We start from the raw sequence: 19,032 nt of genomic DNA, 5'->3' as shown, positions 1-19,032 counted from the left end.
TTTGTTGTAAAGGTGATTTGGTGTGCTGAGCTTTACATCGAACAGTATAAATTGGTGCTTGAGAAAATCACAGTTATTGTAGCGTTTAACAAGGAACGACCGTGAGCGCGATCGCATTTATACAAAATCTTTACAGAGTATTTTTACCCAAGCAGCCTCACTATTACAATGTAATTTTGATTGCAAAGTTGATATGTAGATATACGCAATGTAGGAAACTATTTTTGCTTGAGAATTTGAACGAACCACAGAGATAGACAGAGGATACCCAACGCCATTACATTGTTTTAATCTAAATAGTTGATAGTTGATAGTTGGCAAAGTCTTCCCACACTCTCTTTACTGTCAACTGTTCACTTTAGAGTGCTGTGTAATCGTTTGCGTAAGTAATTTTTGTATACAACTATTATAAGTTTATACACTGTAGATCTTATAATAGGGGTCAGGAAGCAGAGGTCAGAGGTCAGGGTTAAAATCTAGAAGAGCTATTGATTCTGAGCTTCTATCATGTCCTAAGTATCTCTTCAATTACTATAGATGTAATGCAGTGAACGCAACACTCTGCATCAATCTAGGGCGCTGATTTTCTGTTGTTCTGCACAAAGTTCAGGAATTTGCGATCGCATTAATAATATCTTTACTAGCGTGCCAAATGGCGATCGCTTGTCCTAACCTACGATGTCGTTCGATTGCTTGAGCCGCAGCTTGTACAATTGGGGTAATTTTGCTAGATAAACGTTGATGTTCCGTCATTTCCTTTCTAAGAATTTGAGTTCAAAATGCATATTTGCGATCGCTACACTAGCTTTACTCTATATCTTTATAAAATCACAATAATGATGTAGGGAAATAACTTAACTAGATGAACATTGACTATCTTTAGCATTTCTCATACCTCCTATTAGAGTAGAGACTATCACACAACGTTTTATTTGATTATTATTGCGAGTAGATAGTGTAATTTTTCCTATTTGACCATTCGGGTTGGCTTTGTGATTAAATACAATTCTCCAAAGATTATTTGTGGTGTCAAAGAATAATGTAGTGTCATTAGGATCTGTCGAGTTGAGCCGCGTTGCAACTATGCGAATACTTTGATCTAAGCTCTGCCAATCTGTTGTAGTGGGCGTGTTGCTTGCTTGATGAACAGCCCATTGAACGACTCCATTATCTTGCCTAAAGCTAGCTTGCCAATTTGATTTATCTCTTTTGGCGTTTCTTTGAGCGTCACGCATAGCTTGGTAAAGTTGATCTTGGGCAATATTGAGACGACGAGTATCGAGAAAACTAAGCCAACTTGGAATAGCGATCGCTGCGATTATTCCAATTACAAATATCACCACTAGCATTTCTATTAGGGTGAATCCTTGATTCAATTTATCTAGCTGTCGCTTTAACATCATCAATAAAATTAAATTTATTCAACTCCAAGAAAACCGCGCCCTTTCACTTGAATTGTTGCACTTGGGAAATAAGCAGATTGATTTGTACTAAATGTACTATTGTTTCCTATACGTGCTAGGGCATTTCCTCGAATATAAATTTGTGCAGAAGTTGTGGCTGAGTCAACACAAGCATAAAATCCGCCTGGTACAGTTGCTGTAGACGGAACTCTTTGCATACCTGTAGGGCAAGCCTGTGGCGTTAAGTTACTCTGATCTACATAATCAATTAAAGTAAGAACATTGGTCGTATAGCTACTACTGGCTTTTGTCCAACGATTCATCTTTTCTTTCAGGCTGCTACCAGTTACACTCAAGTCAAATAGCTGAAAACCTGAGCTAGTAGATTCGTTTGTAATAAAGTTGGGTGTACCATCACTATTTGTAGGTGAAGTTGGATTTCTCACACCATCTCGAATTTCAAATCTACCAATACGGGCAGCGTTCGACCAAATACTGCTGTTATCTTTGATTAAGTAGTAAGCAACTAAAGAATATACAAACGTATCATCCCTTACAGAACTACCAGATACAGGAAGAACACCTGGTCGATGATCGCGTTTCCAAAACACAAGAACTGGTACACAAGTTGGTGTTGTACTTCCACAACCGCGAGTAGTAGATACAGGTGGAATTTGATTTTTAATACCAGAAGAAGAACTGGTAGAGCTATTATTATCTAATCCATCTGCATCGTATATATAGATTGCTTGCTCTAAGTCCTGTGCTATGTAGTCTAAGGCTGACTCAATTTCTTGCTCGGTAGTTGCTTTTGCTTGTTCTTTGCGATCGTTCTCCATAATATTAAGGGCAAACGAGAACAAAGGCGTTATAACTAATGATGCCATTAGCATACCTACGAGTAATTCAGTCAGGGTAAAGCCGCTTGTTTTTCTGCTTTGATGAGATTGCTGTAATAAGAATTTCAGTGATTTTCTCATGTTATGGCTTCCCTGTTTGCATTACTGACACCCACCAAGGCGATTACAGAAATCTTGAAAAGTCGTTCTAGTAGTAGTGATTTCTGTTGTCATTTCCACTAGAGGTTTTTTGCGATCGCCCAAACCACCAGTAAAAGTTGCTTGTTTTGTTCCTTTCTGCAAAGCATTGCTATCACTAAAAGCATCAGCCCTGTATACTCTTAACCCCAGGCGATAACCTTTATCAGCATCAGTAGATGTTGAAGTCACACTGCGAACAGCTTGAATAACTAAATCTTTAGAACTTGCGCTACTACAACCTGGAGTATCGTCGAGGCTTACACAATGTAAACTTGTTAAACCTGCTGCTGAGGCTGTTGGCGGATCTACACTATTTAAAAAGTATTGGGTTGTACTACGTACAATGGTTGTATTAGGAGGAGCAATTGTTCCACTTCTGATACCATCAATGTAAGTTCTAGCAGCTTGAGTTGCTAATTCTACTCGCCTTGCTTGTACTCTAGTTGCAACTGAAAGCGCAATTGCAGGAGTGATCGCACTCATTAAGATACCAACTACAATCACAGCCATTAATGACTCAACAATAGTAAAACCTGATTGGCTATTTTGAGCCGAATATTGCTTGATGCGTTTAATCATTGTTGTCCACCTAATTTAAGCTCTAACTATCGTTTTATTAGTCGTTATACAAACTAAGAGATGGACAACTTGTGGGGCGATCGCTTCTATCAAGTGCATCGGTGTAGCTTGTCCCTGAACCTTTCGCTGCGCACAACAAAGTTTCAACCCAGGAATCATTGCGATCTACTTGTCTAAAAAACTCATCAGGAGGATTTGTAGGTTGCTGAGTAAATTTCTGAGCAAAAAGATCGGGTGACTGAGATAAGATTGCTACATCGAAACCCCATTGCCGAGTAGGTGCTTTGTAGTAAGGTAAAGTTCCGGTAGGTGTACCGTTTTGAACTTTGTAGCGTGTAGGGCTATAGCCAAAAATACTAAGAGAACCATCATTAGCGGTAGACTTACCGACTAATACAGTAGCAAACGGTGCTGTAGCATAGGCACTTCGCTTAAATTGAATAAAGCTACCTTTGATATTGAGTGTTCTTTGAGAAGGGTTCTGCCATGTTTCGATAAAACGCACAAAGTTATGCAAACCTGCTGATTCTTCTGCTGGGCGACTTGGACTGTTACCTGACACAAAAACAGCATTCATTGTTACATCTGCGGCTACTCTTGATAGCCATTCGCGTTCTAGGTGATTGTTATCTGGCAGAGAATCGCTACTATTGGAAGGGGTTCCTTCGGGGCTATGAATTTGTAATATGGGAACTAGATATGGTTGTCCATTAGAAGCGATCGCATAAATTTTGCTATTAGTGAAGTTTGAACTTGATGGAACAACATTAGGTCCTAATATCCGACCACCATCCTCAAAGTTGACAGTTTCCCATTTAGGACTACCAGTAGAATCAGTAATGAAAGTACCAACCATTTTATGAGGTTTAGTAGAATCTACTGCGTTCCAATGAACGTTAGCATTGATTGCCCAAATCACATTATTTGGCTCAACTCCTTCTAATTGAACCTGAATGCCACAGTCACTACTTCTACCACCAAAGCTCAGTTGACTATTTGAGGGTTTTCTCAATACAAAGATTGAATTTTCATTACCCACAAGCCTAATGGTTGTACAGGCAGTACTTGTATTAAAGTCTCCTCCTATGTCAATAACATTAACAACTTCTTGAGATGGTGCAGCCGGATTACTTGTAAAGGTAGTTGTTGTTCCAGCAGCAGCAGGAAATGCTCCGGTTGTTCCAGTTCGTGTAGGTCTAACAATGTTATCAGTCGTGGAAGAATCTGGATTAAAAGTAGTTGTATTTATCAAGGCGTTTCGCACTGCTGTTATTTGAGCCATCGTGTCACTTGGACATCTATTTAAGTCAAGGTCGCTAGGTTCATCAATAAAAAACTTCTTAGTAGAACCCCTAGTGTTTTGATTTGTACATATCATATAGTCAGAGGCTGGATTTCCTTCTGGTAAGTTTAGGCTAGGAATCCCTGGAATCTCAGGAGTAGGAGGTGAGACTAACTGAGTACTGCCTAAGTATGCGAGTGGCTTATCAGTTCTATAGCTAGGATTGTTATATGGTTCACCGCTTGTATTATTTGTTGTTCTAAACCAAAGAGCATTCTTTGCTATCCTTGGAGACTTAGTGCTGTACGTGTCATAAGGAAATTCATCAATCTTACCAGTCGAATCGATCCCCAATGGTATCGGTGTAGCCTTGTCGTTCCATTCCTTAAGTTCAAGCGTGCCATTAGGCTTACGTTTAAAAGCAACACGGCGAGCATAACGCTGTAGTGTAGAAGATGCCGCTTGTGCCGTTGTGCCTGCTTGATGAGTAGCAATATCAAAGGTTTGACCAATAGCGTTAGTTGCTCTTGTACCACTAGGGTTAATTACCCAATCTGAAGGTTGGCATAGAGAAACAGGTATTTTTGGACAGTATTCCATCAAATATTCAGGAAAATCTACTCGCCGTTGGATGGGTGTTACTCCATTAGTGAGATAAGAACCTACATGACTATTAGCAGGAGGTTTCTGGTACGGATAAGGATAGCCAGTAGTGTTACTGGCATTTGCACGCCACCAAAAAGCACTGGTAACAAAGTTATTATTCCAGAAGCCATTTCGGAGACGCGATCGAATAGAAGAGATACCAGCATTATTGTTTAGATCATAGTCTCCTTGGTTACGGAAACCATCTATAAAACTATTAGAAAGTAGAGTAATTGCATCAGAAATTATTGTTGCAGGACGCCATTGATCGCCATTACTACCACAACCAGTTTGTCCTTGACGACAAGCAAAGTTATTATTAAAAGGTTTATCACGATTATAGAAATTATCCCAATCAGGAGCTAAAGTCGTTGTAAACTCTTCAGTAGGCGTACTACCTCCTGCTTCCTGATGTAGATTAAAATCACCTCGAACGTATGCAGGTAAATTAGTGACTAGAATTAAGCCCTTTTCTTCTTCTCTATAATCATTTTCTCTTGCTAAATTACTGCCGTTGATTAATCGAATACCATTTGGGCGACGAGTAGCATCAAGTCTAAAATCAGTAGGGCTAAGTAACTCTCGCTCAACACTTGTGTCACTTAAATCAGCTAAAGCATCATCGCGACTCGCATAGATAATGCCACTATTAGGTAGCATATACTCCTGCTTGGTTGAGGAACCAATTGAGGTTGTAGCTAATTGACGAATATCGAGATCAGTTACTCGAATTTCCAACGGTTGGCGTTGCTCTAGTTCTAAGTCGTAGTTAGCTGGAGTTTTATCAATTGCTCTAACTTGTCTAGCATCGAGGAAAGTTGCTTCCTTAATTGCACCGTGAGGAAGTACAGGGCTACTACTAGGCGTGAATGTGCTATCAGTTAAAATTCTGAGCGCACAAATTGCTGCATCAATTGCGGAATTCTCAGATAAGCTTAGCGGTTTAGTCGTATCTGCCAGTTGTCCGCTTGTATTGAGTTTTTGTAAAGCTTGCTGCAATGGTTCGTTAACAATGCGTCCGTTAGGAAACATCAGTTTTGCTTGAGCCTTTAATTCTGGCAAATAAGTTGCGATCGCCGCAAACCTAGCAGAATTAGTAGTGTAAGGAGGAGGATAAACTACTCCATTATTTGACTTCCCATCAGTCGTGTCGATGCCATATCCACCATCAACATTAACTCTATTTTTCGCTGTGGTTGCGTTTGTTGGATCGTAGTAACTACTTACACACGCGATCGGAGTCTGACTAGTTCCCGCATTGTCTTTATAGTGATAAACGGTTGTAGCTCTCATGCGTAAGTCTGCTGGCGCAGAAACATTAGCACCACCAGTCATTGGCATTAAATCAGACCAAACTAGGTTGTAAGGAGTTGCGGTAGACTCACCTGCTAAACGTGGGGCATTAGGAATAGCTCCACCGGACTCTAGAGTAGTAGGCTTGGATAAGAAAGAAGAAGTGGATAAAACTGTGTAAGAAGATGAGTCATTGCGATAAATTCCTGCTCCAGTGATTACCCTTAGTCCACCTGTATTAGCACTACCTTGTGGTTCTTGAGCAGCAGCATCTTCCCAAAAACCGTTTCTGTCAGATATTCCTATATCAGGTAAAGGTACTACCTGAGTAGTGCGATAACGTGGTTCATTACTCGGACTCGTCCAATGAATATTGTTACCTAGAAACTGCTTTTCATTACGTCCAGTAACATACTTGCCATCTTTTTTCCAGAAAGCAGGAAGGTTATTGCCTACAAGGATGCGATCGCCTACATATGTTTCTTTGGCATCTTTTTTTTGCTGCTCTGGTTGAGTTTGTTCTAATCTATTAGTAGTAAGAGTCAGAGGACTGGTATTTGTGACTGCACTCCAAGCATCAGGCGGATCAATCGTACCTGATGCAAAGATGGATGTATCGATTCCATCTCCATCACTATCATATGTACCTAATGCACCTGTACCATCAGGTGCTGCAACTTCAGCGTAAGGAACACGCCGAGTACGGTTCTTTAGATAAATTTCGAGTTCTTGTGCTAAAACATCTTGTGTATTTAAGCTGCTACCTCCAGGTGCTTGAATTTTTGCTTTGAAGCCATCTTTCACTGCTTGAGGATACCGCGATACTGCATCAACGCTGCTGATTGTTGGTGGTGGCTCAATCTTATTCGTGGTAGAGCTATAGTTTCCGTGTAAAAAGAGCGCTGTTCGTTTCATTACAGCAATCCGCCGATTATAAGCAGCATCGTTGTATGCTACTTGTGCTCCACCATTGGAGTTTGTAGATTTATTGTTGCTGCTTATTGTGGCAGTACCAGGATCGTTCCCAAAGCCCTTGAAGAGATCAACCGTTACCTGATTTTGGTTTGAAGTATCAGCAACGTTTCCAGTTCCTACATTCCCACCGACAGTAATTTTACTATTTTCTTCTTCATAAAAGCATGAATTCTTACTACTAACTTGATAAAGTCTAACTACAGTATTACTGCGTCCACCAATGAGCAAGTTAGCATTTGTAAAAATTCTACCATTCATTCGGAAAGCCGAGCCAGGAGTTAATTCAAGATCATCCTGAAATACAGCTGCATTATTACTTAGAGGGATAAGACTTCGATCCTGCTGATACTCTAAAGCAGAAAAGCTTTGCTTACCTAGTTCATAGTACTTGTTACTATCAAGATCATCAGGAGGAGGATTGGTGATTGGAACAGTGGCGGTATAAACAAAGAAGCTTTTACTCAGCTTACCACCAGATTTATACCAACTAGAATCACCTACTAAACTAGCACTCGTACCTGCGGCATTAGCACATTGATTGCCGATGTTACCACCTCTCATTGGTGGAGTTCTTGCCTCTAGCGGGTTTCTAGCTCTATTAAATTTCCCATCACTACCACGCGTGGGACTACGGAAGTAAATACCGTATAGGGTATAGCTATCAAATTTGCCGTTGTTATCTGTATCAACAGGAAATCGCCATGCAGTTTTTAGCGTATCATCATTTTCTAGAGTAACATCAGGATATTTTTGAATACCTGCAACTCCATTAATATCTGTAACGAGCTTCAAACGCTCTTCATCTCCAAAGGTATACCTACTATTACTAAGAGCAGTGTACAAAGCAATATCAGAAGGCGTTGCTCTTGGTAGTGTAGGATCTGCAAATAAAGCATCGAGTTTTGCTCTAGCGCGGTCAAGTGCAGGAGTAGCAGCATTAAGTACAGCTTGATTTACCCTCACATACGTAGCATTTTTGGAGCGATCAAAGGATCGAAAAACCATTGCTGTAGTCAGCAACACAACTACCATTGACACCATCAACACTGTTGGTAACACAAATCCACTCTGCAAATGTCGTCGGCGACGGCTTAAAGAACGACGCAACAACCAATACAGCTTTCGTTTTGTCAAAAGTATAAAACTGACAACTTTCCGCAAAACGCGATTAAGCATTTTAGTAGATTTGCGCTTAACCATAATAGTTACAGGCAATTTAAAGCAAATATAATAAATTCAATATTTCCGTAATAACATTACGTTTCTAGCCGCAACATCAGTGATCTTCCTTACTTATTTATAAATAAGTAGATTCACGTAAAAACAATAATTTATTTTATTACAGCTTAGATAAATTGGATAAATATTCGATGAAAAGATAGTATTTACAGTATGATTTGATAATACTTCGAGATTATTGATTATTAGTTTTTTGACTGGGTGATTGCACTTTAATATTCATACATACTACTATTTCTGTGAATTTTTAGAGGAGTAAGATTACTGCTTCATTAATATATTATTGCTCTTTAAGAAATATTAAAATTCCATTTACTAATACTAATTTTAAAAAATAATCGCTCTCTTATTTACTTCTGTAACTACACTCTAAAGTGAGCCTTCACTAAATATAGTTGAATGATACAATATCTGTGTAACCAGTAAAATAACAATTAAAACTATGGTTCAAACTATAGCAATTTTCAAATCCATACCTACACTTGCCGATGTAGAAGAGAGGTTTAACCTAACGCCAACTGACAATAAGCAGTTTTTACAGAATGGCATCAAGATTTATCTGAAATTACTGATGAAGAAAAGATAACTTTAGATAAACTCAAACAGAGATTCTCTCGTCATAGAAACCGTGGTAAGTTAGCAGAAGGAACTGTTAATCTCTTGCTCGTATCGCCTTTACTTGAATTAGCAGGCTTCTACGATGAACCTTTCTTTATTACAACAGAAGCCTCAGTTGAAATTTCGCTGGAAAATCGAGATGAAATTTTACGCGGTCGTATTGATACACTAGTCATTCAAGAGCAGTTTTGGGTGCTTGTCGTTGAGTCTAAATCTTCAATTTCCTTTGAAGCTGCAATACCTCAGGCACTAACTTATATGATGAGTAACCCTAATGCAGAAAAACCTGTATATAGTATGGTAACAGATGGTAGTTTATTTATGTTCATCAAAATAATGAAGCAAGAGCAACTTCAGTATGATTTTTCAGATAATTTTTCTTTGTTACTAATACACCAAAATAAATTATATGATGTGCTGCGCGTGTTAAAACGAATCAGTAAAGTAATAGCTGTTTAGAATGCGATCGCTTAAATTCTCATTTTTAAAGAACGAACACTTACCCACGTAAAATCAATAAATCGCTGGCAAATCCAAGACAAATCCAGGTAACACATCTTCCCCAAAAAGCATTGTCGAGTTTTCTAAAACCTCTTTATTTTTACCTATACGATAAACTTCTACTCTTCGTGTTTTTGGGTCAATTAACCAGCCTAATACTGCACCATTTTCAAGATATTCCTGCATCTTTTGTTGTAAGTCTTCAATGTTATCTGAAGGAGAACAAAGTTCAATAACAAAATCTGGGCAGAGTGGGGGAAATTTATCTTGCTGTTCTAGGGTAAGTGCGTTCCAGCGATTGCGTCTAATCCAAGCTGCATCAGGAGAACGTCGCGCGCCATTTGGTAAGACGAACATAGTAGAAGAAGCAAACGCTTCACCCAAATTGCTAGCACTATTCCAAAGCTCCAACTGAGTTGTTATTTTACTGTTACGGCGTCCAGTATTTCCCCCAGTAGGCGGCATAATAACTAATTCTCCATCCTTTGTGCTTTCCAAGCGCCACTCCTCATTTTCCGAGGCAATACGCATAAACTCTTCATCAGTTAAGGGAAGTTTGAGACTTATCATAATATCTCCTTGAGATTCTGATTACTTGCGGGCAATACGGATACAGCAATAAGATTTTTGTGGCGATCGCTCTTAGTCTACAATGGTGTTTACTTTGACAATATCAGCTAATAACTCTTGCGTACTGATAGCCTGTTTTACCAGCTTTTTCAGATTTATCCCACAATTCTGTTTGAATTGATTGGTGACTTATCACCCCGAACATCCACTTATAGCTTTTTGTCTCAAGAGGTGAAGCAAACCAGTTTTCGCATTGATGGCATTTTACTTCCACCTCCCTATGCTGCTGATTTGCCCATATACTTTGTGGAGTTTCAAGGCTATCGCGATTTAAACGGCGATCTTTATCCTAGTTTCTTTAGCGAGATTTTTCTTTATCTCAACGACTACCGACCTGCGAATGATTGGCGAGGTATTCTAGTGTTTACCAAACGTCGTTTAGATCCAGGATTACCATTACACTACCAAGATTTTGCCAGGAGTTCGCGCCTGCAACGCATCTACTTAGATCAACTTACAGGAGAAGTCGCTGACATCTCTATTGGGTTAGGCTTGTTACAACTTGTCGGTGTCAAAGAAGCTACGGCACCTGAAACCGCAAAACAGATAATTGAGAAAGCGCAGCGCGAACTTACGGATGTTACCGAGCGGCAAAAAATTATAGAATTAATAGAAACAGTCTCATTTACAAGTTCCCAGAATTGAGTAGAGAGGAGATTGAACAAATGCTGGGATTAAGTGAACTAAAGCAAACTAGAGTTTATCAAGAAGCTTTAGAAGAAGGACTTGAACAAGGACTTGAACAGGGACTTGAACAGGGTCGCCAAGAAGGTCGCCAAGAAGGTCGCCAAGAAGGTAAACTAACCGCAGTGCCAATATTGCTGGAATTAGGCATGAGTATAGAGCAAATTGCAGAGCGGCTTGGTGTTGATTTAGAAGCAGTTAGGCGGGTAGCACAGCAGTAACTTGATCCTCGTTTTGTCATACTGGGGCAATAATGCCCCCAAAGTACGCATTAGTAGCGATTCAAATTGATTCCTGCTTCTTTTGCCATTGCTTCTAAACCTTTGTGTTCTAAAGTTTTGATTGCTTTAGTCGAAAGTAGCAGTCTTACCCAACGATTTCCTTGCGCCCACCATACTCGTTTCCACTGCAAGTTTGCTTCTTGTAGCTTTTTGGTGCGACGGTGCGAGTGCGAAATTGCGTAAGCATTATTTGCTTTTTTACCTGTTAGCTGACATTTGCGCGACATACTCTATCTCCATGTGTGTGAATTAACGTGCAATCTCTTATTGTATCCGCATTACCTTATGAGTGTGCTGGAAGTGCGATCGCATCTCGTATCTATTAGTCCACGAAGGTAGACTTAGTTTGTGAAGCCGCGACTAAAGTCGCCAGGCTATTATTCAACCATAAAAAAAGCCCGTCAATACGGGCTAACATCCATAATTTAGATTTCCCTAACTCTTAGCAGCACGTTCAGTTAGTTTTGTCAATACCTGATTAGACCGTTCGACAAAAGCTTTCATCCCTTCAGCATCAAATCCTTTTTGTGCCATCAGCGCTAAATCGTAGACATGATGACAAATCATATTCGCTAACTCTGCCGAAGGAGACGCAGTATCTCCTTGCACGATACTACCCTGATTTAAACTCACAAGATTTTGAATCAGTGGGTGTGCGGTATTCACAAGTAGAATGTGTTCTTCAGGAAACTGGGCGGCTTGCTGTTGCATAAATGCATTCATCTCTTGGATGCGGCGCATGAATTCGGGTAACAATACCATTGCTGGCGGCGTACCCTGCGGATCGTCTGATTTGAGTGCTTCAGTGCGAATATTAAGTTTAGGCTTGTTGAGCGCTTGTTGAAAGAGTTCTTTAATCAATTCGCTGCGAGTTTTATTTGTCTTAGGATCGACAATTTCCGCAGCTTTATCTTGATCGAGCAACGTTTCATCCAAGTCAGAGTCTACGCGCGAAAACTTGACATCAGGATATTCGCGTTCGAGGAATGTAATAAAGTGGGTATCAATGAACGAGTCCATAAATAGGACTTCTAAACCCTGGTTTTTATGTAACTCTACATATGTAGCTTGGGTGACTTGATCGGTGCAGTAATAAACTCGATTTTCGTGTCGCTGTTTGTTACGTTCGAGGTATTCTTTCAGCGTTGTGTATGGAAGTGTCGTAGCTGCTGATTCTTGTGGGGTAACGTCTTGCCACACATCGCCTTCTTGCGACTGTACCTCGACGCTTGGGGTTTCACTGGCTTTTGCTTCGTGCGTCGTGCGATAGATGATGATGTCTTCAATTTGTTTTTTGAATTTCTCGTCGTTGAGCGCACCAAATTTGACAAAAGTACCGATATCTTGCCAAGCTTTAATGTATTCTTCTTTGTTATCGCGGTAGAGTTCCTTGAGGCGATCGCCGACTTTACGTGAAATATAATCTGCAATTCTGCGAACAGTGCGATCCATTTGCAAAGCACTCCGCGATACATTCAGCGGAATATCCGTGCTATCAATCACACCGCGCATCGGCAGTAAAAACTTGGGAATAATTTCCTCGCAGTGATCGCTGACGAACACCTGGTTGCAAAATAACTTAATCTGTCCTTGCGTGACATCGACATCCGGCTTCAACTTCGGAAAATATAATATTCCATTGAGAATGAAGGGATAATCCGTGTTGAGATGTACCCAAATTAGTGGTTCTTCTTGAAAAGGATACAGGTAGCGGTAAAACTCTAGATAATCTTCTTTTGTTAAGCTACTTGGAGATTCGCGCCAGGGTGCTTTTTGCCGATTGAGTACCTCACCATCGAGTTTAATCGGGACTGGCATAAAGTCACAGTAGGTTTTCACCAACTGCTTGATCCGCGCTGGTTCTAGATATTCTTGTTCTTCTTCTTGCAGAGTCAGCGTGATTGTTGTACCGCGTTGCGTACGGGGTGAATCTTCTAAACGAAACTCTGGCGAACCGTCACACGACCAATGTACAGCAGTTGCACCTTCTTTATAGGAGAGTGTATCAATCTCAACCTTTTGCGCCACCATGAACGAGGAGTAAAAACCTAATCCAAAATGCCCGATAATCGGTTGATCGGATTTGCTGTGATATTTCTGAATAAATTCTTCGGCGCTTGAGAAGGCGACTTGATTGATATATTTCTTTACTTCCTCAGCGGTCATGCCGATACCGTTGTCGCTGATCGCGAGAGTTTTTTTGTCTTTGTCGATCGCAATTTGGATTTCCGGTTCGCCAACATCTCCACTATACTCTCCTGCGCGGGATACCATTTTTAGTTTCTGGATGGCATCTACAGCGTTGGATACGAGTTCCCGTAAAAATATTTCGTGGTCAGAGTAAAGCGATTTCTTAATAATCGGGAAAATGTTTTCTGTATGAATACTGATCGTGCCTTGTTCCAGCATGGTGATTTAGCTCATCGGTTCTTCATTCAGGATCATAAAGGCAGATCAAGTGCGATCGCTGTAATCTCACACAGAGAAATTGCCCCCCGCCACATATTCGGTTTCCCCTACCTCTGTTTTCTCAGAAAAACATTTAGCTACATTTCAGTAATAAATACATTCATTTGTCGTTCTTACGTATTTTCACTATAGCCTTCGGTTTTTCAACCGCACAGTTTTTATGTAAATTTTACCTAACTTTCCTATACTTTGAAGATCGTATAAACCTTAACTGTATATCTCCGCAGATTCCGAAAAGAGCAATTAATCTATTTAGTATCTATTTCACCAATAGATATCAATCATACGTAAATTTACTGTAAGTGCAGTAGAGCAGAAATGTTTGTGCTTTTTAAAGCACAGGCACTGTATTCGCAGACATACACAATCTACGTTGCGCTCCAAAAAAGATGTACTGAATGCAGGGTTCAGATAATTCTTTCATGCCTTTTTTGGAAATTCAAAGTTAAACCTGCAACGAACTTTCTCTTTATTATTTTCCTACATATAAACCAATGAAATTCGTAAAAATACTCAATATTTCACTTGACAATTTGTCTAAAGTGGAGTTACTTAAACAACTCAAGTCAGGTGTTGTATTTACACCTAATGTAGATCACATGGTTAAGCTGCAATACGATCGCGAGTTTTTACAAGCTTATTTGCAAGCTGATTACAAAGTTTGTGACAGTCAAATTTTAGTTTATGCATCAAGATTCTTAGGAACTCCTATTAAAGAGAAAATTTCAGGTTCAGACTTATTTCCAGCATTCTACACCTATCATAAAAATAATCCAAACATCAAAATCTTTCTTCTAGGAGGTAAGCAAGGAGTAGCACAGCGAGCCGCTAAGCGGATAAACAACAAAGTTGGTAGGTCTATAGTGATAGGTGCTCATTCTCCTTCTTTTGGGTTTGAAAAAGATGAGCTAGAGTGTGCAGAAATTATTGAAATGATCAATCAATCTGAGGCATCAGTTTTAGCAGTAGGAGTTGGCGCGCCAAAGCAAGAAAAATGGATTATAAAATATAAAAACCGCTTGCCAAATATCAAAATCTTTCTAGCTGTAGGAGCAACAATTGATTTTGAAGCTGGTAATGTGAAAAGGTCGCCAAAGTGGATGAGTAATGCTGGACTTGAATGGCTCTATAGATTATTAGTTGAACCTAAGAGGCTTTGGAGGCGATATTTGCTAGAAGATTTACCGTTTTTCTGGTTAATCCTAAAACAAAAATTGAGGTTATACACTGTTCCTAATCAAAGTGTAGATTAAAATAAAACGCTTAATAACGAAACATCGAGTACTTACTGACACACATAAAATCTCCTTCGAGATGAAGGAGATTTTCTATTATAGTTTTGATATGTGAAGAAAAACAAGTAGGTAATTAGATTACCTACTTACTTGAATAACTAATTACTCAACATTTTTTACCTATTTCTGCTCTCCTCTACGCGCAATTACTTTTGCGGGAACACCAACGGCAATTGAATACGGAGGAATATTTTTAGTAACAACAGCACCAGCACCAATAACACTACCTCGACTAATAGTAACGCCATCTAGCACTGTGACTCCGTTACCTAACCAACAATCGTCTTCAATGGTAATTCCTTGGCGAGTGACGCCTTGATCCCAAATATAACGATCTGGATCGGCAAAAATATGATTATTAGCGTAAATTCCGACGTGTGAAGCAATCAAACAGTGTTTACCAATTTTAATATTACCAGGACCTGCAACACAACTATACGCACCAATGACCGTACGCTCGCCAATTTCTATTTGGCAGTTTCCTTCAGTAGGAACAACGCTGATGTTGACACCGCGCTCAATGCATACGCGATCGCGCAAGCAAATCTGGCTATTTTTTTCTCTAGCAGTCAAACGAACATCACGAAGAATTTTAACTTGGTTGCCAATTGCTATACGATTCGCACCAGCAATTTCTACTCCAGATTCAATATAAACCGCTTTTCCAATGTGTTTGATTATAGTACGGTATATCAACTGCCTTAATAAAGAACCTGGAAGTTTTGGAATCCAACCTACTAGTAGAATTATTGCTGTTTCTTTTGCACGTAACCAAAAGAACCTTTCTTGACGTTCAGCTAAAAACTGCTGTTTTACGCTACTCGTATTGATATTCATAGTTAACCCGTACTCAATTTCTACAAAAATATTCAACACCTGAAACAAAAGTTAATTTGCTTAAAGGCATTTAAAATATGTGCGATTTGCTATAGAAGAAGCCAAAAAATCTAGAGCCTAGAAGCTGAAGCTAAAGTTCTAGACATGATTTTTATTGCTTCTATTGTCTGCTATCTCTAAAAACTGCAAACTCATCTTAGAGATTAAGAGAGTGTTTTCTTGATTATGCTGGTTTATTGTTTATAAAACCAGTACATATTGCCTCAATCAAAAAATTGAGGTTCACTAATTAATTCACAAATAACTTAAAACTTACTACGTTTAACTTATGGTGGAGTGTCGCCTACTTCAGACATTACATTGAAGTCCACCATTGGCGCAAATAAATAGATACTTCCCCGATTTCGGCATCGGTTTTCTTGCAACCAGTTTCTAGTATCTAGTGCTTTGTTCACGAGGGAAGCTATCCTAAAAACTTAACAGCTTAGTGTTTTAGCTATTCGCCGATCACTTTCTAGCCAGAGGGTTTAATCTTATAGTAAAGTCAAGACTATAAAATGTTAAACCTGATCTTATAGCGCTATATAATATTGTTATTTATATTTTATTAGATTCATATACATAATAATACGTAGACTCAATCTAATCAATAGCCTCAATAATAAGATTCTGTATTGCTAGCAAATACTTATATTAAGTTTTGATGAAGATGAGATTGATTATTTATGTCAAAAATAGCATTTTTTTAATTGTTGAAATATCTTGTCAAGATTGTTAGTTTTTTTATTAAATATTGACTATTGATAGCCCACAATTAAAACTTAATCATTGCAGTAGACTTACTATATAATAGAAATACACAGTCAAATAAATACTTTTAATATTAGTTAATTATAAAGATAATATTTTATTCTTATGTAAAATGTAGCTTTTAAAAGAAATGAATAAGTCAAAATACTGACTAGAGCTTCTCGCAATAAGAACTTTTTAATCAAGTAATCAAAATAAATGTTTTTAGCTTTAGAGATACCAAGTACTAAATTGAATGGCTATCTACTGTTCTAATTTAATATTTATCAGAAAATAAAAATAAATCTTGCGTATAACATAATACACTAAATACATAGATACACTGTTAAGCTATAATTCAGGGCTAAAATTTTTATTGCAGATATAGTTGCATTGCGTTTAGGTTAGTACGTGTCTGAGTAGAAACAATGGAGCTTTGAATATACAAGTTATCAAGTCACATCATACTTATAGCTTCCTGCAATTCCCCAATTTTCCAGCCAAGTTGCCATACAAAATCAGCCAAGTCACCACGATTACGGACTTGTAGAAGATTAAAAGTCAGGTATTTCCAACCACCCAAATATAACTTTAAGGTAGAAAATGCACTCAAAGAGCCACCGTACTTCTGACGAAGTGATAAATACGCCTTTGACCATTTCAACGCTTGGTGATAGTTGCTGAGCAAAGAATTACGAAAGCGGTAATAGACGATCGCGCTTGGTTCTAAATGAATTTTGGCTCCTGCAAGTTGCGCTCTCCAACAATATTCGGCATCTTCTACATACAAAAAAGACTCATCAAAACCGCCGATAGCTTGGTACAGTGAGCGTTGAAAACCAAGATTGCAACTACCCGCAAACGGAAGATAAGGAGGATGCTTTGGATAAATTAGTCCTGATGGTCGTTGATGATTCTTCCTTGGCGAAGCTGTATTAAGCTTTGTATAATCAAGAACACCAGCCACAAGTTCATAACGAGTGAGCGCTTCTCCCATCGCCGCTACCCAGCCAGGAGCAACCTCGTCATCTGCATCGCAGAAAGCAAAAGCATCACTTGTTGCCGCTAATATACCCATATTACGCGCGTATGATGGTCCTTTTCGCGCTAGTGCATGGATGAGACGGAGATTTAGAATCTGCTTTGTATATTCTTTTATAATTGCTACTGTATCATCTGTTGAGGCGTTATTGCAGACAATAATTTCCCATGGCTCGTGCCACGACTGATGAGCAAGCGCTTCGAGTTGAACAGCAATAGTATCAGCTGCATTGAAACAAGGAATAATCACACTCAGTTTCATTGCTTTGCCTTATGTAAAAATGATACTTAGTTGTCAGTAGGACTGGCTTTTGCCGATGTAGCTTGATGGAGTACAACTGCTTCTTAGTGCGATCGCACATCACTAGTAAGCTCGTTTATAGCTATACTGCTTCATACGCTCTATTCCAGCTAGAATCGGAACAAGAGTCAGTACTGCAACAATTTTTGGTGAAGAACTACATTTAAGAGCTTGTTTGATTTGAACAATTGTAGTAGCAGTATCACCTCTACTCAGTGCGCGACGTGCAGCACCTAATGTATTAATTGCAGACACTTCTTCCGCTTTGTGCGATAACTGATCTGCAAGTGGCGAAGGTAAATACGCGCGTGAAATTTCAATTGCTTTACGTCGATCTGCAACATTTGCTCCCGACTTGATGACATCGGATGTTGCAGATGCAGAATGTATCCGATAGTATGCTAATATTTGTGGTTCATACCATACTGGGTAATATGCGGCTATTCGCTTACACATTTCCCAGTCGCAAGTGTAACGTAGTTCTGGATGAAATCCGCCGATGTTTTCATAAACACTACGTTTAACAACGAGCGCTGGCGGTTGAATGAGTGGTTCCACCGCAATTCGCTCTATCCAATTGGAAATAATACCAGCGGTACTTTGCTCTAACTTAGGAATATAAACAGGGCGATCGTTCTCATCTATGTTAGCGTATCGACAAAAAGCTGCTCCGATGGTAGGTTCTTTTTCAAACGCTTCCTGTAAATGTTGATAAAATCCAGGTAAAACCACGTCGTCATCGTGTAAGATATGCACCAAATAACCGCGCGATCGCTGAATACAAGCTGTTAAGTTAGCCGTTAAACTAACATTATAAGGTTGTCGATAAAATGAAATTCTACCCTGACCAATATCTTTAACAACTGCTTCCATATCAACCTCTGTAGAGCAGTTATCTACGACTTCAATCTGCATTACCTCTGGCGCAAGCGCTTGGTTTAATAGACTTTTAAGAGTTCGCTCTAGATACTTGGTACGATTATAAGTTGGAATCATCACAGACCAAAGTGGTCTATCTTTTTGCTCTTTAACTAATTCAATCCCAGGGCATTGACTCTTTATAGATTCTAGAGAATTTGGTAATATATCTATTTTATTCATATTCACTATGCGAATATTGTTCTCTTTAG

15 protein-coding genes are annotated in these 19,032 nt (G+C 39.2%); 4 read left to right on the top strand and 11 right to left on the bottom strand.

What is annotated here, in order from left to right; all coding sequences use genetic code 11:
• Nucleotides 1-606: 606 nt before the first annotated feature.
• From GLO7428_RS27905 to hpsA, 5 genes are all read right to left on the bottom strand, one after another.
• Nucleotides 607-753 (bottom strand): hypothetical protein, encoded by a 147-nt coding sequence (locus tag GLO7428_RS27905; RefSeq protein ID WP_015189267.1) that lies wholly within the window; start codon nt 751-753, stop codon nt 607-609.
• Nucleotides 754-854: 101 nt separating this feature from the next.
• Nucleotides 855-1,403 carry a type II secretion system protein gene (locus GLO7428_RS14265; protein WP_015189266.1) on the bottom strand — a complete coding sequence of 183 codons (549 nt, stop codon included), beginning with the start codon at nt 1,401-1,403 and terminating at the stop codon, nt 855-857.
• 14 nt (nt 1,404-1,417) lie between these two features.
• Nucleotides 1,418-2,383: a hormogonium polysaccharide secretion pseudopilin HpsC gene (hpsC, locus tag GLO7428_RS14260; RefSeq protein ID WP_015189265.1), complete on the bottom strand. Its 966-nt coding sequence runs from the start codon at nt 2,381-2,383 to the stop codon at nt 1,418-1,420.
• A gap of 21 nt (nt 2,384-2,404) precedes the next feature.
• Nucleotides 2,405-3,022 carry a hormogonium polysaccharide secretion pseudopilin HpsB gene (gene hpsB / locus GLO7428_RS14255; RefSeq protein ID WP_015189264.1) on the bottom strand — a complete coding sequence of 206 codons (618 nt, stop codon included), beginning with the start codon at nt 3,020-3,022 and terminating at the stop codon, nt 2,405-2,407.
• A 37-nt stretch (nt 3,023-3,059) separates the two neighbouring features.
• Nucleotides 3,060-8,417, bottom strand: coding sequence for a hormogonium polysaccharide biosynthesis protein HpsA (gene hpsA, locus GLO7428_RS14250; protein WP_015189263.1), 5,358 nt, complete (start codon nt 8,415-8,417; stop codon nt 3,060-3,062).
• A 699-nt stretch (nt 8,418-9,116) separates the two neighbouring features.
• On the opposite strand from hpsA, the gene GLO7428_RS14245 reads away from it, so the two are divergent.
• A complete protein-coding gene (locus GLO7428_RS14245; RefSeq protein ID WP_231295490.1) occupies nt 9,117-9,533 on the top strand; it encodes a hypothetical protein in 417 nt (138 codons plus the stop codon).
• Nucleotides 9,534-9,587: 54 nt separating this feature from the next.
• Here the strand turns inward: GLO7428_RS14245 and GLO7428_RS14240 are convergent, their stop codons facing one another.
• On the bottom strand, nt 9,588-10,145 hold the full coding sequence (locus tag GLO7428_RS14240) for a Uma2 family endonuclease (protein ID WP_015189262.1): 558 nt from the start codon (nt 10,143-10,145) through the stop codon (nt 9,588-9,590).
• A 117-nt stretch (nt 10,146-10,262) separates the two neighbouring features.
• On the opposite strand from GLO7428_RS14240, the gene GLO7428_RS14235 reads away from it, so the two are divergent.
• Together GLO7428_RS14235 and GLO7428_RS29070 are read left to right on the top strand one after the other, a co-directional pair.
• Nucleotides 10,263-10,850, top strand: a complete 588-nt coding sequence (locus GLO7428_RS14235) for a DUF2887 domain-containing protein (protein WP_051038436.1) — start codon at nt 10,263-10,265, stop codon at nt 10,848-10,850.
• 20 nt (nt 10,851-10,870) lie between these two features.
• Nucleotides 10,871-11,110 carry a hypothetical protein gene (locus tag GLO7428_RS29070; RefSeq protein ID WP_231295489.1) on the top strand — a complete coding sequence of 80 codons (240 nt, stop codon included), beginning with the start codon at nt 10,871-10,873 and terminating at the stop codon, nt 11,108-11,110.
• A 50-nt stretch (nt 11,111-11,160) separates the two neighbouring features.
• Here GLO7428_RS29070 and rpmB read toward each other — a convergent pair whose 3' ends face one another.
• Together rpmB and htpG are read right to left on the bottom strand one after the other, a co-directional pair.
• Complete coding sequence (rpmB, locus tag GLO7428_RS14225) at nt 11,161-11,397, bottom strand: 50S ribosomal protein L28 (RefSeq protein ID WP_015189261.1); 237 nt, start codon at nt 11,395-11,397, stop codon at nt 11,161-11,163.
• A 208-nt stretch (nt 11,398-11,605) separates the two neighbouring features.
• On the bottom strand, nt 11,606-13,585 hold the full coding sequence (htpG, locus tag GLO7428_RS14220) for a molecular chaperone HtpG (RefSeq protein ID WP_255348393.1): 1,980 nt from the start codon (nt 13,583-13,585) through the stop codon (nt 11,606-11,608).
• 548 nt (nt 13,586-14,133) lie between these two features.
• Between htpG and GLO7428_RS14210 the strand changes: the two genes are divergently transcribed.
• Nucleotides 14,134-14,892, top strand: coding sequence for a WecB/TagA/CpsF family glycosyltransferase (locus GLO7428_RS14210; RefSeq protein WP_015189259.1), 759 nt, complete (start codon nt 14,134-14,136; stop codon nt 14,890-14,892).
• A 162-nt stretch (nt 14,893-15,054) separates the two neighbouring features.
• Here GLO7428_RS14210 and GLO7428_RS14205 read toward each other — a convergent pair whose 3' ends face one another.
• From GLO7428_RS14205 to GLO7428_RS14195, 3 genes are all read right to left on the bottom strand, one after another.
• The gene (locus tag GLO7428_RS14205) at nt 15,055-15,771 is read right to left on the bottom strand and encodes an acyltransferase (protein WP_015189258.1); all 717 of its coding nucleotides are present in this window, start codon (nt 15,769-15,771) and stop codon (nt 15,055-15,057) included.
• Nucleotides 15,772-17,017: 1,246 nt separating this feature from the next.
• Nucleotides 17,018-17,863, bottom strand: coding sequence for a glycosyltransferase family 2 protein (locus tag GLO7428_RS14200; protein ID WP_015189257.1), 846 nt, complete (start codon nt 17,861-17,863; stop codon nt 17,018-17,020).
• Between the two features lie 102 nt (nt 17,864-17,965).
• Nucleotides 17,966-19,003: a glycosyltransferase gene (locus GLO7428_RS14195; protein WP_015189256.1), complete on the bottom strand. Its 1,038-nt coding sequence runs from the start codon at nt 19,001-19,003 to the stop codon at nt 17,966-17,968.
• Between the last annotated feature and the right edge of the window lie 29 nt (nt 19,004-19,032).

The sequence above is a fragment of the Gloeocapsa sp. PCC 7428 genome (assembly GCF_000317555.1).
Lineage (GTDB): Bacteria > Cyanobacteriota > Cyanobacteriia > Cyanobacteriales > Chroococcidiopsidaceae > Chroogloeocystis.
This window is presented reverse-complemented; position numbering and strand designations above follow the sequence as displayed.

What these genes read in the sequence shown, in the direction of transcription:
- GLO7428_RS27905 (WP_015189267.1), bottom strand. Translation starts at nt 753, where the DNA reads ATGACGGAACATCAACGTTTATCTAGCAAAATTACCCCAATTGTACAA.
- GLO7428_RS14265 (WP_015189266.1), bottom strand. Translation starts at nt 1,403, where the DNA reads ATGATGTTAAAGCGACAGCTAGATAAATTGAATCAAGGATTCACCCTA.
- hpsC (WP_015189265.1), bottom strand. Translation starts at nt 2,383, where the DNA reads ATGAGAAAATCACTGAAATTCTTATTACAGCAATCTCATCAAAGCAGA.
- hpsB (WP_015189264.1), bottom strand. Translation starts at nt 3,022, where the DNA reads ATGATTAAACGCATCAAGCAATATTCGGCTCAAAATAGCCAATCAGGT.
- hpsA (WP_015189263.1), bottom strand. Translation starts at nt 8,417, where the DNA reads ATGGTTAAGCGCAAATCTACTAAAATGCTTAATCGCGTTTTGCGGAAA.
- GLO7428_RS14240 (WP_015189262.1), bottom strand. Translation starts at nt 10,145, where the DNA reads ATGATAAGTCTCAAACTTCCCTTAACTGATGAAGAGTTTATGCGTATT.
- GLO7428_RS29070 (WP_231295489.1), top strand. Translation starts at nt 10,871, where the DNA reads ATGCTGGGATTAAGTGAACTAAAGCAAACTAGAGTTTATCAAGAAGCT.
- rpmB (WP_015189261.1), bottom strand. Translation starts at nt 11,397, where the DNA reads ATGTCGCGCAAATGTCAGCTAACAGGTAAAAAAGCAAATAATGCTTAC.
- GLO7428_RS14210 (WP_015189259.1), top strand. Translation starts at nt 14,134, where the DNA reads ATGAAATTCGTAAAAATACTCAATATTTCACTTGACAATTTGTCTAAA.
- GLO7428_RS14205 (WP_015189258.1), bottom strand. Translation starts at nt 15,771, where the DNA reads ATGAATATCAATACGAGTAGCGTAAAACAGCAGTTTTTAGCTGAACGT.
- GLO7428_RS14200 (WP_015189257.1), bottom strand. Translation starts at nt 17,863, where the DNA reads ATGAAACTGAGTGTGATTATTCCTTGTTTCAATGCAGCTGATACTATT.
- GLO7428_RS14195 (WP_015189256.1), bottom strand. Translation starts at nt 19,003, where the DNA reads ATGAATAAAATAGATATATTACCAAATTCTCTAGAATCTATAAAGAGT.